The sequence below is a fragment of the Acidimicrobiales bacterium genome, from assembly GCA_041394245.1.
Taxonomy (GTDB): Bacteria; Actinomycetota; Acidimicrobiia; order Acidimicrobiales; family Aldehydirespiratoraceae; genus JAJRXC01.
Genome location: JAWKIR010000002.1, coordinates 39555 through 55126 on the forward strand (window position 1 = coordinate 39555; position 15572 = coordinate 55126).

Here is a 15572-nt window from a genome sequence, read left to right on the forward strand (position 1 = left end):
AGGAGCGACCTACGCGAGGGTGCCGCCGTCGACGCGGAGCACCTCGCCGTTGATGTGGGCGGCCTCGGGAGCAGCGAGGAAGAGGATCGCGGCGGCGACCGTCTCCGGTCCGCGGAACTCGTCGAGCGGGGAGATCCGATCGAACAGGGAGAAGTCGATGTCGTCGGGCAGTTGCAGTCCGCCGACCATCGGCGTCGTGATACCGCCGGGAGCGACGGCGTTGACGCGCACGCCGCGACGGGCGTACTCCATGGCCAGGGTGCGGGTCATCGCGAGTACGCCGCCTTTCGATGCGCTGTAGGCGGTCATCCACGGATGGCCCGACAGCGCCGACGTCGACGCGGCCATGACGATCGAACCCTTCGATTCGATGAGCGCCGGAAGGGCGTGGCGGGTCGTGTAGAAGACCCCCGTCAGGTTGACCGCGATGACGCGTTCCCATTCGTCGTCGGTCGTCTGATCGGAGTGGGACGCGGCCAGCACGCCGGCGACATTGCACAACACGTCGAGTGATCCGAACGTCGTCAGCGCCGTGTCGATGGGCGCCTCCGCGCCGTCGCGCCTGCTGACGTCGGCCTGGACCGCGATCGCCGTACCGTCCGCCGCCACGATCTCGGCGGCGACGTCGTGCACCCCGTCGCTGATGTCGGCGGCGACGACCGACGCGCCCTCCTGGCCGAGTCGCAACGCGGTCGCTCGTCCGATTCCCGAACCCGCTCCCGTGACCACCGCCACCTTGCCGTCGAACCGTCCCTGCGCAGAAAGCATGGCTGCAATCTGGCAGGTCGAAGGGCTGAAGGGCGAACCGGTTGGGTCGTTGTATCCGTTTTCGGCCTGGATCATGGGTCGATCGGCCCGACCTTGGTCAACCGGCTTCACTCGGGGTCGTCGGTGGACCGATACCGAACGTGTGGGATCACTCGACCGTCGGGGCGCCAGGCGCTCGCTCGTGCATCAGTTTGCACTCTCGGCTCTGCTTCCCGGCGCGCTCGGAATCGCGCTCACCGTCGGGCTGAGCCTCTCGATCGGGCATCGCCGGGACTTCGCGCTCACCGGCGGCAGCGTGACGCTCGTCACCGGTGTCGCGGTCACCGTCGTGATGGCGGCGACCACCGCGCTGCAGCGGATGTCGAGCGGACAGACGCATGCCCGTCTGCGCGAGATGGAGCATCGGGCATCGCACGACGAACTGACCGGATTGCTCGCCCGTGACGAGCTGCGGGCACGACTCGACATCGCGCTGCGCAGCGCGTATCGCCACGACCGGGTCGTCGGCGTGTTGTTCCTCGACCTCGACGGGTTCAAGGCGATCAACGACAGCATGGGCCACGAGGCCGGTGACGACCTCCTGCGGTCCTTCGGTGAGCGGCTCCGGGCGTCGGTTCGCAGTGAGGACCTCGTTGCCCGCTTCGGTGGCGACGAGTTCGTGGTGGTGACGCTCGGGCTCGAGCGCGAGTCGGCAGTGCGTGAGGTCGCCGAGAACGTGCTGCGGGCGTTCGAGACACCGATCGCGATCGCGGAGGGAACGATCCTGATGACGCCGAGTGTCGGCATCGCGGTCGGCTCGCGCCTGAACCCCGGCGGACCTGACGACCTGCTCGCCAATGCCGACCAGGCGATGTATCGGGCCAAGCGGCTTCGGCTCGGTGTCGAGGTGTTCGACGATCGTCAACGTCGGGAGGTCCTGGATCGGCGCGAGGTGCAGCAGGCGTTGGTTCCGGCCCTGGCCGACGGCCAGTTCCAGGTGTACTACCAGCCGATCGTGTCGCACTCGTCGGGAAGCACGGTGGGGGTCGAGGGCCTGGTGCGGTGGCAGCATCCGGTCCACGGGACGCTCGGGCCGGATCGTTTCCTCGAGGTGGCCGAGGAGGCGGGGCTGCTCGCCCGTCTCGGCGAGGTGGTGATGCGCGAGGCGGTCGCCCAGACGTCGGTGTGGAACCACCTGTACGGCCCTCGCCACAGGGCGCGGGTCGGCGTGAACATCGCCGAACGGCAGCTCGTCGACCCGGGCTTCGCCGATCGGGTCGCCGAGGTCCTGGCCTGGGCCGGGGTGGCGCCCGACCAGCTCGACCTCGAGATCGGAGAGGAGTTGCTCCTGCGCCGGATCGACGATTCGAGTCGGGTCCTGCATCGTGTCGCCGAGCTGGGCTGTCGGATCGTCATCGACGACTTCGGCATCACCCATGGTTCGTTCTCCCGGATCCGTGACCTCGATCTGGTCCGCGCCGTGAAGATCGATCGGACGATCATCGCCGGTTTGGGCAAGGACAATGTCGCCCGGGCCGTGGTGGAAGCGACGGTCTCCATGGCGAGGGCATTGGCCATCGACGTCATCGCCGAGGGTGTGGAGACGGCCGAGCAACGGACGATGGTCGTCGATCTCGGGATCGACCTCATGCAGGGCTTCCTCTTCCAGCAGCCGCTCCCCGCCGCCGAGTTCGAACGCACGGGGAACATGGAAGCGCTGCTGCGCTGACCCGCCCCTAGTTCTTGCTGACGAACACGTCGGCGATGGCGACGAGTCGGTGGTCGGCTCGGTCTTCGATGCGGACGGCACAGAGGTAGCCGGATTCGTCGTCGCGGATGACTTCGGCGGTGACGCCGACGGGCCCGGCGCCGATCTGTTCGAGGTAGTGGATGTGGAGGTCGCGTGCGCTTCCGCTTCCGCAGGCGGAGACCGCCGCGGCGTCGGCGGCGAGGGCGAGCACGCCGCCGTTGACGGTGCCGAAGCTGTTCTCGACGTAGGGCGTCTTGTCGAAGCGGAGCTGGCCCGGGCCGACGGGTTCCATGCCGCAGCGTTCGGTCACGGAATCGGTGATGGGGTGTCCGCCGTCCATCGAGAACCGAGGCGTTTCGGGGTCGGTGACGTCTTCGACCTTGGCCTTCGTCGCCGATCCGGGGATTCGGGCGAATGCCATTCGGCCGGTCCCGCAGAGGACGCCGTCATCGTCGCGCATCTCGGCGTGGACGACGATGCTGCGGGCGCCCACGCGGAGGGGCCGACACTGCACCGCAACGGTGCCGGTGGACACCGGACGGATGAGGTGCGCTTGGAGATCAGCGGTGGCGATCCAGTCGGGGGCGATGGCGTGCAGGGCGATCCCCGCCCCGCTCACGTCGAGCATCGTGGCGAGGACGCCCAGTCGGACGCCGTGCTCGTCGCAGAGGCCGGGGGTCACGGCGAGGGTGTTGGTCGAGATGTCGCCGGACCGGGTTCCGGTGAAGGCGAGATCGCGGAGCAGGTGGACGTCGGGTGGGTAGGTCATGTGTCGTCTTCGTCGTCGAGGAGTCGGTCTTCGAGGTCGTCGAAGTCGTCGGCGTCCATCCGGGGCGGTGCGGGGACCTCGACGCCGCAGCCGAACGCGATGAAGCCCCGCGAGCCTTCGAAGCCGGGCGCGGGGCGGGTGATGAGCTGTTGGAGCTTCTCCTTGTCGCCTTCGACGATGATGCGCGAGGTGTCGTAGTCGAAGGGCCCAGCCGTCTCGATGTAGTCCTGGTAGTAGCTCACGACGGCGACGACCTCGGCGCGTGCGCCGCCGGTGGTGAGGGCGTAGACGTCCTCCCAGAAGCTCAACGCGAGGACGGCGACCGGTCCCGGGCCGGCCTCGGCGGGGACTTCGGCCACCTCGTCGACGAAGCTGCGGGCCCGTTCGCAGACCAGCAGGTTGTTCTCGTCCTGGCTGCGGGTCGTGGTCGGGGCGACGGTGGTGGTCGTGGTTGTCGTCGTCGTGGTGACCGTCGACGCGCTGTCGGTCGTGCCGTGGCTCTCGATCGTCGTCCATGCGAACGCGATCGCCGCGATCGCGACGGCGACGGCGACGACTCCCCGGATCTCTGTCCACCTCACGCAAGCCATTGTGGCGGCCGCGAGGCGTTCCCGGACCGCGATCGGCTAATCGGGTTGGTGGATGCCGATCGCGCCCGCGGCGGCGAGCGTGTCGGCCTCGCCCGCCCGACCGATCGAGGCGAGGATCTCGAGCGTGTGTTCGCCGAGCTTCGGCGCGAGGCTTCGCGCAGCCCACGGGGTCCCGTGGAAGTCGCACGGTGTGGCGATCATCGAGGTCGTCGTCGCCCCGTCGGGGACCTCGATGAGTGCACCGGAGGCGTGGAACTGGGGGTCGGCGAGCAGGTCGTCGGGCGAGTTCACCGGCGCCCAGAAGAATTCCGGCTCGGTGTCGAACACCTCGATCCACTCGGCGAGTGTCCTGGTCACGAAGATCGTGTCGAGTTCGGCGATGAGGGCCTGGCCGTTGACGGCGCGGTCCATGGCGGTCGCGTAGCGGGGATCGTCGATCCACTCGGGATGCCCGGCCACTCGCGCCATGGGGGGCCAATGGCGATCGGCTTCGAGGCCGACGACCCAGAAGCGTTTGCCGTCGCCCGTGACGTAGTTGTTGGTCGACGGGTTGTGCATCGTCTCGCGGTTGCCGACGCCGAGGGTCAGACCCCAGCCGACGGTGACCGACAGATCGAAGCTCAGCGTGAACACGCCCTCGCGAAACAGCGATGTCGACACGAGTTGGCCGGCGCCCGTCTTCTCGCGGTTGTAGAGCGCCGCGCTGATCATCGCGGCGCCGGCGAGGCCCGCGTTGTGGTCGCCCATGCCGCCGCGTTGGAACGGCGGATTGCTTCCTTCGGGGGTGAGCATGTGGGCGATGCCCGACCGGGCCCAGAACGCGGCGATGTCGTAGGCGGCCTTGTCCTTGTCGGGTCCGTCGAGCCCGAAGCCGGTGATGGCCGCGTAGATCAGGCGCGGGTGGGCGGCGGTCAGTGTGTCGGGGTCGAGTCCGAGCCGGTCGAGGCCCGCGAGTCGCACATTGGTGACGAAGACGTCGGCGTCGGCGATCAGCGTCCGCGCGATCTCGAGTCCTTCGTCGGTCGAGAGGTCGAGGGCGATCGACTTCTTCGAACGGTTGTCCATCTCGAACACGGGATTCGTCGGCATGTCGGATCCGAGCATGCGCTGGAACGTGCGGGCGGGGTCGCCGGCGAGCGGTTCGATCTTGATGACGTCGGCGCCCCAGTCGGCGAGGATCCCTCCGGCCGCGGGCCCGGCGACCCACACACCCAGTTCGACGACCTTCACTCCTTCGAGCGGACCGGCCATGTTCGCTTCCTCTCCTGGTTCGCTGCGTGGACGCCGCACCTTATTCAATTCGTCGCGGGCGGCGTATTCTGGCGGGCATGCAGCGACCGCGGGGGACCGAGATCAGGGTGCTCACCCTGTGCACCGGCAACACCTGCCGCTCTCCGATGGCCGAGGTCATCCTCGCGGCCCGTTTCGCCGAGTTCGGCATCGATGCCGCGGTCGCATCGGCAGGCACCCTCGGGTGGGGCGAGCGGTCGGCGACGCCGCATGCGGTCGCGGTGATGGAGGAGCTGGGTCTCGACCTGTCGGGTCACCGCAGTCGCCGTATCGAACCGGCGCACCTCGACGTCGATCTGGTCATCGCGATGACCCGCGACCATGCCGGCGCCGCGATCGCTCGCGACCAATCGCTTCGCTCCGGCGTCTTCCTGCCGTCGGAGCTGCTCCGACTCTTGCGGGATTCGGGGACCGAGATGACCGACATGCAGACGATCAGGCGCCTGGGCGCGGCCCGCAGCGGACCGACGATCGGTCGTGCCGCCGATGAGGTCGCCGATCCGGCGGGTGAGCCGATCGAGGTCTATCGCGCCACCGCGGCTCGACTGGATCGTGAACTCACCGCCATCGCGCGGGTACTTGCCGCCTAGCATCGTGGCCGACCGACGACGGGAGCGACGGACGTGGTGAAGATTCGGCGGGGAACGCAGACCCGCGACGTGGAGTACCGGGCGAGCGCCGGCGGCGGCCGCATGCCGTTCCCGATGCCGACCAGCCGCGGCGGCAAGGCGGGCGCCGGGGTCGGCGGGGCCGGCGTGCTCGGCATCATCGTGGTCGTGGTGATCTCCCTGCTCAGTGGTGGCGGCGGTGGCGACGGCAGCAGCGGGGGAGGCGGCGTGCTCGGCGACATCCTCGGCCAGATGCAGACCGGGGCCGCCACCGGATCGGCGTCACAGGGTGAGGTCGCGGAACGCAACGAGTTCCTCGAGGTCGTCTTCCTCGACGTGCAGAACTATTGGGAGGCGACCCTCTCCGACTACCGGCGGGCGACGATGGTGATCTTCAACGACAGCGTCGTCACCGGAGGGTGCGGCAACGCCACGTCGGAGTCGGGCCCGTTCTATTGCCCGGCGGACGAGCAGGTGTATCTCGACGACGACTTCTTCGCCGTGCTCGCCGGGCCGCAGTTCGGCGCCGGTGGCGACTTCGCCCAGGCCTATGTCGTCGCGCACGAGGTCGCCCACCATGTCCAGACCGTGACCGGCGTGTCGGATCAGGTGAGGGCTGCGCAGAGCCGGGCGAACTCCCAGGAGGAGATCAACGGGTGGACGATCCGTCTGGAGTTGCAGGCCGATTGTCTCGCCGGGTCGTGGGCGAGCGTGGCCTCTCGGCGTCCCCAGACCTTCGAGGGCAACGACAATCTGCTCTATCTCGACGCGGGCGACATCCGCGAAGGGCTCCGGGCGGCCGAGGCGGTCGGCGACGACCGGATCCAGGAATCGGTGGGGCAGCAGGTGCAGCCCCACACCTGGACCCACGGCTCGGCCGACCAGCGTGAAGCGTGGTTCACGCTCGGTGTCGAGACGGGCGATCCGACCCGATGTGACGGGACGTTCGACGAGACGGTCGCCGCCACGTCGATCATGCCTCGCTGACCGGCCGAGCCGAGTGGGTTCGGACCGCCGGCCCCCGGCGTTCTAGGCTCTCGCCATGGCTGATTTCGATCTCCTCATCCGCAACGGCACGGTCGTCGACGGAACCGGAGAGGCCCGCTTCGTCGCCGATGTGGGGGTTCGAGACGGGCGGATCGCGGCGATCGGCGCGTCCCTCGATGGCGATGCCGACGAGGTGATCGACGCAACCGGCTGCATCGTCACCCCCGGGTTCGTCGACGTACACACCCACTACGACGGCCAGGTCACCTGGGATCCGGTCCTCGAACCCTCGGCCAGCCACGGCGTCACGACGATCGTGACCGGCAACTGTGGCGTGGGGTTCGCGCCGGTCCGGCCCGGGACCGAGGACTGGCTGATCCAGCTCATGGAGGGGGTCGAGGACATCCCCGGTGCCGCGCTGAGCGAGGGCATCGACTGGACCTGGGAGACGTTCCCCGAGTACCTCGACAATCTCGACGCCCGCGAATGGAGCATGGACGTGGGGTGCCTCGTCGCCCACGGTGCCGTTCGGGCCTATGTCATGGGGGAGCGGGGGGCGAAGAACGAGCCGGCCACGGCCGAGGAGATCGGCGAGATGCGGGCCATCGTCCGCGAGGCGGTCGAGTCCGGTGCCCTCGGCGTGTCGACTTCGCGCACCCTGGCCCACACGGCCATGGACGGCGAGCCGGTCCCGGGAACCTTCGCTGCGGAGGACGAGCTCTACGGCCTCGCCCGTGGCTGCGCCGACGCCGGCCACGGACTGCTCGAGCTGGCACCGATGGGGTCGGCCGGTGAGGACACCGTCGCGCCGCACAAGGAAGTCGACTGGATGGTGAAGATCTCGAAGGACACCGGGGTGCCGGTGTCGTTCGTGCTCGTGCAGATCAACGACGAGCCCGAGCTCTGGAAGGAGCTCATGGACCGTTCGGTCGAGGCGGCCGCCGAGGGCGCCTCGATCCATCCGCAGGTCGCCGGTCGCCTGAACGGGATCCTCCTCGGCCTCGAAGGACTCAGCCCGTGGCGGCAGCGCCCGAGCTGGGACGCGATCGCCGATCTGCCGTTGGCCGAGCTCGTGGCCGAACTGCGTCGCCCCGAGCGGCGGGCCGCGATCCTCTCCGAGCAGCCCGAGACGGACAACCCCTTCTCCCAGTTCATCCTCGGGTCGATGCATCGCATCTATGTGCTCGGCGACCCGCCCGACTACGAGCCGGGTCCGGAGCGCACGGTCAAGGTGATGGCCGAGGCGATGGGGCGCGAGGTCGACGACCTCCTCTACGACATGCTGCTCGAGGACGACGGTCGGGCCCTGCTGCTGTTCCCGTTCCTGAACTACGCCGACGGCAACGGCGACGCGCTGCGGGAGATGCTGACCCATCCGGCGGGCGTCATCGGTCTGTCCGACGGCGGTGCACACTGCGGCGTGATCTGCGACGCGTCCCAGCCGACATGGCTGCTGACCCACTGGACTCGTGATCGCAGCCGCGGCGAGCAACTTCCCCTCGAGTTCGTCGTGAAGAAGCAGACCCACGACACTGCGAAGCTCTTCGGCTTCCACGATCGCGGCACGATCGAGATCGGGGCCAAGGCCGACCTCAACGTGATCGATCTCGAAGGTCTCGCACTGCGTCCGCCGGAGGTGGCGCGAGACCTTCCCGCCGGCGGCAAGCGCTTCGTCCAGTTCGCCACTGGCTACAAGGCCACGATCGTCAACGGCGTGATCACACGACGCGACGATGTCGACACCGGAGCCCGACCCGGCCGCCTCGTGCGCGCCGGCGCCAACCCCCAGGAGACCTGAACGATGTCCACACCAACCATGTACGACCTTCTCATCCGCAACGGAACCGTTGTCGACGGCACCGGCGCCGACCGCCGTGTGGCCGATGTCGCCGTCCTCGACGGAACGATCGTCGCCGTCGGTCCCGACCTCCCCGGTGAGGCGAGCGAGGTGATCGACGCGACCGGGCTACTCGTCACCCCGGGCTTCGTCGACGTGCACACCCACTACGACGGTCAGGTCACCTGGGACCAGACGCTCGAGCCGACGTCGTTGCACGGCGTCACCACGCTCGTGATGGGCAACTGTGGCGTGGGGTTCGCGCCGGTCCGGCCCGGGACCGAGGACTGGCTGATCCAGCTGATGGAGGGGGTCGAGGACATCCCCGGTGCCGCGCTGAGCGAGGGCATCGCCTGGAGCTGGGAGACCTTCCCGCAGTATCTCGACGCGCTCGACGGGTTCGAGTGGTCGGTCGACGTGGGCACCCAGATCCCTCACGGCTCGGTGCGGGCCTACGTGATGGGTGAACGCGGCGCCAAGAACGAGGACGCGTCGCCCGAGGAGATCGCAGCGATGGCCGAGATCGTCAAGGAGGCGGTCGAGGCCGGAGCGTTGGGCGTGTCGACGTCTCGGACGCTCGGCCATCGGGCCATGGACGGCGAGCCGGTCCCCGGCACGTTCGCCGCGGAGGACGAGTTGTTCGCCCTGGGTCGCGCGCTGCGCGACGGCGGTGGTGGCGTGTTCGAGCTCGCACCGGCGGGTGCCGCCGGGCTCGACATCGTCGCGCCGATGAAGGAGGTCGACTGGATGCGTCGACTGTCGGCCGAAACCGGTCAGCCGGTGACCTTCGCCATGCTGCAGGTTCCTGCCGCTCCCGATCTCTGGCGCGAGCTGATGGAGGTGTCGCAGCAGGCCACGGCCGAAGGAGCGCAGCTCCATCCTCAGGTGGCCGGGCGTCCGTTCGGCGTGCTCATCGGTTTCGACACCGGCCACCCGTTCATGCTCCGGCCCTCCTACAAGGCCCTCGAGCATCTGCCGATCGAGGAGCGCATCGTCGAGTTGCGCAAGCCCGAGGTCAAGGCCGCGATCCTCTCGGAGGAGAACGTCACGGGCACCGGGGCGATCCACGAGGGCATCGCCATGCTCGCGGCGGGAATGCTCGACTCGCTCTACGTGCTGGGCGATCCGCCCGACTACGAGCCGACGCGGGATCGCTCGGTCGCGGGTCTCGCCGAGGCATCGGGCGTCACGCCCGCGGAGGCCGCCTACGACGCGTTCTGCGCCGAGAACGGCCGGGCCCTGCTGATGCTGCCGCTCTACAACTATGTCGACGGCAACCATGATGCGATCCGTGAACAGCTGACCCATCCCCAGGCCGTCGTCGGGCTCGGCGACGGTGGTGCCCACTGCGGTCTGATCTGCGACGCCTCGTTGCCGACGACGATGATCGCTCACTGGACCCGCGATCGAACCCGGGGCGAGCAGCTGCCCCTCGAGTGGGTCGTGCGCAAGCAGACGAAGGACACGGCGGCCCTGTTCGGCATGACCGATCGGGGGACCATCGAGGCGGGCAAGCGCGCGGATCTCAACATCATCGACCACGCTCGTCTCAACCTGCGGACCCCCGAACTGGTCCATGATCTTCCCGCCGGTGGTCGGCGGCTCGTCCAGGCCGCCGACGGGTATGTCGCGACGATCGTCGCGGGTCAGGTGACCCGCCGAGAGGGTGTCGACACCGGCGCCCGCCCCGGCCGGCTGGTCCGGGGCCGCCGGTAGTGGACCGCCGCGCGTTCCTCCGGCGAAGCGCGTTCGTCGGGGGAGGGCTGCTGCTCGGGGCGTGCGGCGACGATGCCGGCACCGCCGCGCCGAACCCCACGAGCACGGTTCCGTCTTCCTCGACGACGCTGCCGTCGTCCACGACGACGCGGCCCTTCGACCCGTCGACGCCGTATTGGCTCCAGGGTGGGTTCGCGCCCGTCACCGAGGAGGTCGTCGCCACAGACCTGGTGGTGAACGGCGCGTTGCCGCCGTCGCTGCACGGGCTCTATGCCCGCAACGGCTCGAATCCGGCGACCGGGAACTCCCCGCACTGGTTCTTCGGCGACGGGATGATCCACGGCGTGCGTTTCGAGCAGGGGAAGGCGGTCTGGTACGGGAACCGCTACGTCGAGACACCGATGTACCTCGACCGTCGAGAGTTCGGCGAGTTCGACGGCGCGCCTGGATTTTCCCAGACCCAGTCGAACGTCAGCGTCTTCGCTCACGGCGGGCGCCTGCTCGCACTCGGTGAGGTCGGGTGGCCGTTCGAGATCTCGCCCGCCGATCTCTCGACGATCGACACGGTCGAACTCCGCGGTGCCGGCGACATCTCGGTCGGTCCCAACGTGACGGCACACCCCAAACGAGATCCCGACACCGGCCTGTTGCACTTCTTCGGCTACGGATTCACCCCGCCGTACCTGACCTACTATGTCGCGTCGGCCGACGGTCGTGAGCTCCTGCGACGAGAGGAGATCCCGGTCGCGGCGGGGACGATGATCCACGACTTCGCGATCACCGAGTCGGACGTCGTCTTCTGGGAGCTACCTGTGGTCTTCGATCTGGCGGCAGCAGCCGCCGGCGCGCTGAACCCGTTCACGTGGGACCCCGACTACGGCTCGCGCATCGGGGTGATGCCGCTCGGTGGCGCGGCGAGCGACATGCGATGGGTGGAGATCGACAACGGCTACGTGTTCCACGGCACCAACGCCCATCGCGACGGCGACCGGATCATCCTCGACGTCTCGCGTATGGGCTCGATGTTCGACAACGGCAACGACATCGACGATTCGCCCAGCCTGCTCACCCGGTGGGAGATCGGGACCGGTGGCGCGGAGTTGACCTGGTCCGCGTCACAGCTCAGCGACGTGCCCCTCGACCTCCCCGAGATCGACGACCGGTTCACCGGCCGTGCGCATTCGGTGGCCTGGCTGGTGGAGACCGCCGACACGGTGGAGGGCCCTGCCGGGATCAACGATCCCGCCACGAACAATCTCGCCACAAACAATCTCGCCACAAACAATGTCGAGATCAACGGCATCAGCGCGTACCACGTCGCCACGGGAGCGTTGGATCGCTGGACCCCCGGCCCTGCCCTGCAACCGAACGAGGCGACGTTCGTCGCTGATTCGGCCGACAGCGCCGAGGGTGAGGGCTGGTTGTTGACCTACGTCTGGGACAAGGCGAACGACGCGTCGGTTCTCGCCGTGCTCGATGCGACCGATGTCGCTGCCGGACCGGTCGCGACCATCGAGTTGCCGCAGCGGGTCCCGTTCGGGTTCCACGGGACCTGGATGCCCGGCGACGAGATCGACGCCTGATGGCGAGGTCCGATGCCGACGAGCGGTTCCGGACCGCCGCTGCCAACGCCGGGATCGCGGTGGAGCCGGTGCGCTACCCGGAGGGGACCCGGACCGCCGCGGATGCCGCCGCGGCGATCGGTTGCGATGTCAGCCAGATCGTGAAGTCCCTCGTCGTCGTGGGCCCCGGCGGCCCGGCACTCGCGTTGACGGCCGGTCACCACCGGATCGATCTGGCGCTCCTCGCCGAGGTGTTGGGCGGCCCGGTCGAGATGTCGGATGCTGCCACGGCACGCGAAGCCACTGGATTCTCCATCGGCGGCACCCCGCCCTTCGGCCATCCATCACCGTTGCCGACCCTCCTCGATCCCTCGCTGCTCGACCACGACGTGGTCTACGCCGCGGCCGGCACTCCGGATTCGTGCTTCCCGATCGGTCCCGAAGCGCTGAGAACGGTGACGAACGCCACCGTTGCGGGGTTCGTGGCGCCGGGTTGATCCGAACGACTCAGGCAGGTCGCGACCCGGCCCACCTAGGTTTTTCGTGATGACCGCGCTCCAGCTGGACGCCGGTGCTCGTATGGCGCTCGATGTGGCGTTGGGAACCGCGGGCGCCATGGGCGATGAACGATGTGGAACCGAGTACCTGCTCTTCGGAGCGGTGGCGACCGCGTCCGGCGACATGGCCGAACTGTGCGAGCTGTTCGCCCTCGACACGGCCCGGCTCGAGCGGGCCATCGTGGCGATCCGGGGTCACCGATTCGAACCCGTGAACGAGGGCCACACGGATCCGCCGATGAGCCCGCGCGCCGAACTCGCGCTCTACGGGAAGTCGCTCTCGGGGGGCGATCGACGTTCGGCCTTCGACCTGCTCCTGGGCTGCCTCTCCGACCCGCGTTCGGGCGCGGCGACCGTGCTGCGTCATCTGGGTGTGCGCCTCGGTGAGATCCGCCGGTTGGTCGAGCTCGGCGCGGCGCGGCTCGACCGCACGGAGGTCGAGAACCTGATCGCGGCGCTCGATCGTCGAGACCGGACCCACTACTCGTGGTGGGGACCTCAAGCGGATGCCGCGGTTGCGCGCGTCGGGCTGCCCAATCAGCGGCCGCAACTCGTCGCCAGGAGCCAGACTGCCGAGCTCACCCTCGATGCCGTGGTCGCCGGCCCCGATGGGTTCGGGTTGACGCTGACGGTCAGTTCGCTCGGTGACTGGGTGCTGCCGCCGGTGTGGGAGCCGATCGAGCTCCTGAGCCCAGGTGTCGGCGCCGAGCATCGGCTCGTCCCCGAGATCGTGACGGTCGATCTCCACTATGCCGACGGCACCCACCTGTCGAATCGGACCAGCAGCCAACGCTGGCGCAGTGAGATCCCGATGCCGGGCGCGCTCGTTCGTCTCGGTACCCGACGGGTGATCGAGGACCGCAACGATCGCCGTCGCCCGGTGCGCCACGTGGAGTCCACGGAGTGGTGGGCCTGGCCGCTGCCGATCGACGGCGACGTGCGCCTCGACGTGCGATGGGCGGCCGAGGCGGCGGAAGGATCGGTCGACATCGACGGCGCCGCCATCGTCGAGCAGGCGGGAAAGCTCCGCTCGTTTTGAGCATCGTTCGCCGGGTGTGGTGAAATCGGCCGCGTATGGCCGAGCTCTCAGACGTTCAACTTCCTGATATCGACTTCACGCTCGAGTTTCCCTACACCCGCACGACCGGGCCGATCATCGGTCCGTTCCTCACGGGGCTGCGCGATGGACGCATCCTCGGAACGCGGGTCGGGGACCGAGTGCTCTGTCCTCCGGTCGAGTACGACCCGGCCGACGGCTCGACCGTCGGGCCGGACGCACTCGTCGAGGTGGGACCGGCCGGCACGGTGGAGGGGTGGACCTGGGTCGCCGAACCGACGTCGAAACACCCGTTCGACCGTCCGTTCGCGTTCGCCCAGATCAAGCTCGACGGCGCCGACACGACCATGCTCCACGCCGTCGACGCCGGCTCCATCGATGCGATGTCGACGGGAATGCGGGTCGTGGTGCGGTTCAACGACGACCGGGTCGGGTCCGTGACCGATGTGCACTTCGTGCCCGGTGACGAGGCGCCGGCCTCGCCCGAGGTCGATGCCGATGCCGAACCGGTCGGCATCATGGAGCACGTCATCGGCGTCCGGATCCGGGAGCCGTTGCAGCCACACCGGGTCACCTTCCTGAAGGGCCTGATGGACAAGAAGATCCTCGGCCAGCGCAGTCCGGCCGACGGCAAGGTCCACGTGCCGTCCCGTGGCTATGACGCGATCAATCGCGTACCGATGCTCGACGCGGAATACGTGCAGGTCGCCGACCGGGGCACGGTGACGTCGTTCACCGAGATCACCCCGGTGCAGTACCACGGACAGACCGAGACCGAGCCCTACATCCGGTGTTCGGTCCTCCTCGACGGTGCCGACTCGACCATCGGCGGCGTCGACATCCGAGACATACCGATCGACGAGTTCAAGGTCGGGCTGCGCCTCCAGATGATCTGGCGCGACGACATCCACTTCGACGATCCCGACAACCGGGGCTTCGGCCTCAGCGAAGAGGTCTACGAACGTTGGGAGCGCACCGGCGAACCCGATGTCGACCCGGACCTCGTGAAGGAGCACAACTTCTGATGCCGTTCGAACCGCAAGAGAACGACATTGCGATCATCGGTGTCGCCCAAACGAAGGCGCACGAGCGCTTCGACGGGCCCGAGGTCGTCATGATCATGGAGTGCGTCAACACGCTTCTCGCCGAAGCCGGTATCGAGCGCAGCGACATCGGCTTCACCATTGCCGGAAGCTGCGACTACCTGTCGGGCATGCCCTTCGCATTCGTGTCGAACGTCGATGGCATGGGCGCCTGGCCGCCGGTCTATGAGTCCCATGTCGAGATGGACGGCGCCTGGGCGCTGTTCGAGGCGTGGCTGCGACTCCAGATGGGCGACCTCGACATCGCGATGGTCGTCGGATCCGGCAAGTCGTCACCGTGCAACGCACGCGAGGTCTTCCACCTGCAGGCCGATCCCTATGTGGTCGCCCCGCTCGGGCTCGATCCCGACGCGATGGCCGGCATCCAGGCCCGCGCCCTGATCGACGCCGGCAAGGCCACCGAGGCCGACATCGCCGAGGTGGTCGCTCGCAGTCGAGCCGCCGCAGCATCGAATCCCAACGCCCAGGTTTCGGGTTCGGTCTCGGCCGACGCGCTCCTGAGCGAGCCCTACGACATGGCCCCCCTGCGGGCCCACGACGTGTCGCCGAAGGCCGACGGGGCAGCAGCGATGCTGATCGCCCGACGCGATCGTGCGCTCGAGCTGACCGACAACCCGGTGTGGATCACCGGGCTCGATCATCGCATCGAGTCGCACCACGCCGGGCTCCGTGACCTGACCGACTCGGTGTCGACCCGGCTGGCGGCGGTCGGCGCGGGCGTGGCCGACGGTCCGGTCGACGTGGCCGAACTCCACGTCACCCACGCCCACGAGGAGATCATCCTGCGCGATGCGCTCGGTCTGGGGGCCGACACGGCCGTCAACCCGTCGGGTGGGCCGCTGGCCGGTGATCCCGTCATGGCGACCGGCCTGACCCGGATCATCGAAGTCGCCAAGCGGATCGCCGCCGGCGATGCCACCCGAGGCGTCGCCCACGCCGCGTCGGGAGCGGCGCTGCAACAGAACCTTGTCGTCGTACTCGAAGAGGGAGGTGCGTGAC

The 15572-nt window shown here is 68.7% G+C and carries 14 protein-coding genes; 10 read left to right on the top strand and 4 right to left on the bottom strand.

What is annotated here, in order from left to right; all coding sequences use genetic code 11:
- Positions 1-9 precede the first annotated feature (9 nt).
- Positions 10-768 carry an SDR family NAD(P)-dependent oxidoreductase gene (locus tag R2707_00255; GenBank protein ID MEZ5243498.1) on the bottom strand — a complete coding sequence of 253 codons (759 nt, stop codon included), beginning with the start codon at positions 766-768 and terminating at the stop codon, positions 10-12.
- A gap of 181 nt (positions 769-949) precedes the next feature.
- On the opposite strand from R2707_00255, the gene R2707_00260 reads away from it, so the two are divergent.
- Entirely contained in the window at positions 950-2476 is a 1527-nt protein-coding gene (locus tag R2707_00260; GenBank protein MEZ5243499.1) for a bifunctional diguanylate cyclase/phosphodiesterase, read from the top strand.
- A 7-nt stretch (positions 2477-2483) separates the two neighbouring features.
- Here the strand turns inward: R2707_00260 and R2707_00265 are convergent, their stop codons facing one another.
- From R2707_00265 to R2707_00275, 3 genes are read right to left on the bottom strand one after another with little or no spacing between them, the layout of a single operon-like run.
- Entirely contained in the window at positions 2484-3266 is a 783-nt protein-coding gene (locus R2707_00265) for a PaaI family thioesterase (protein MEZ5243500.1), read from the bottom strand.
- Positions 3263-3847, bottom strand: coding sequence for a hypothetical protein (locus R2707_00270; protein ID MEZ5243501.1), 585 nt, complete (start codon positions 3845-3847; stop codon positions 3263-3265). Before R2707_00270 ends, R2707_00265 begins: the two co-directional genes overlap by 4 nt.
- Positions 3848-3892: 45 nt before the next feature.
- On the bottom strand, positions 3893-5107 hold the full coding sequence (locus tag R2707_00275; protein MEZ5243502.1) for a CoA transferase: 1215 nt from the start codon (positions 5105-5107) through the stop codon (positions 3893-3895).
- A gap of 77 nt (positions 5108-5184) precedes the next feature.
- Here R2707_00275 and R2707_00280 point away from each other — a divergent pair, with 77 nt between their 5' ends.
- Genes R2707_00280 through R2707_00320 form a run of 9 tightly spaced genes read left to right on the top strand, consistent with a single transcriptional unit; the run spans position 5185 to position 15571 of the window.
- A complete protein-coding gene (locus R2707_00280; protein MEZ5243503.1) occupies positions 5185-5736 on the top strand; it encodes a hypothetical protein in 552 nt (183 codons plus the stop codon).
- Positions 5737-5769: 33 nt separating this feature from the next.
- Complete coding sequence (locus R2707_00285; protein ID MEZ5243504.1) at positions 5770-6741, top strand: neutral zinc metallopeptidase; 972 nt, start codon at positions 5770-5772, stop codon at positions 6739-6741.
- 55 nt (positions 6742-6796) lie between these two features.
- On the top strand, positions 6797-8539 hold the full coding sequence (locus R2707_00290) for an amidohydrolase family protein (GenBank protein ID MEZ5243505.1): 1743 nt from the start codon (positions 6797-6799) through the stop codon (positions 8537-8539).
- A 3-nt stretch (positions 8540-8542) separates the two neighbouring features.
- Complete coding sequence (locus R2707_00295; protein ID MEZ5243506.1) at positions 8543-10294, top strand: amidohydrolase family protein; 1752 nt, start codon at positions 8543-8545, stop codon at positions 10292-10294.
- The gene (locus tag R2707_00300) at positions 10294-11877 is read left to right on the top strand and encodes a carotenoid oxygenase family protein (protein MEZ5243507.1); all 1584 of its coding nucleotides are present in this window, start codon (positions 10294-10296) and stop codon (positions 11875-11877) included. Before R2707_00295 ends, R2707_00300 begins: the two co-directional genes overlap by 1 nt.
- Positions 11877-12353 (top strand): YbaK/EbsC family protein, encoded by a 477-nt coding sequence (locus R2707_00305; protein ID MEZ5243508.1) that lies wholly within the window; start codon positions 11877-11879, stop codon positions 12351-12353. Before R2707_00300 ends, R2707_00305 begins: the two co-directional genes overlap by 1 nt.
- A gap of 49 nt (positions 12354-12402) precedes the next feature.
- On the top strand, positions 12403-13452 hold the full coding sequence (locus R2707_00310; protein MEZ5243509.1) for a Clp protease N-terminal domain-containing protein: 1050 nt from the start codon (positions 12403-12405) through the stop codon (positions 13450-13452).
- A gap of 35 nt (positions 13453-13487) precedes the next feature.
- Complete coding sequence (locus tag R2707_00315) at positions 13488-14495, top strand: OB-fold domain-containing protein (protein MEZ5243510.1); 1008 nt, start codon at positions 13488-13490, stop codon at positions 14493-14495.
- A complete protein-coding gene (locus tag R2707_00320; protein MEZ5243511.1) occupies positions 14495-15571 on the top strand; it encodes a lipid-transfer protein in 1077 nt (358 codons plus the stop codon). Before R2707_00315 ends, R2707_00320 begins: the two co-directional genes overlap by 1 nt.
- The last annotated feature ends 1 nt before the right edge of the window (position 15572 follow it).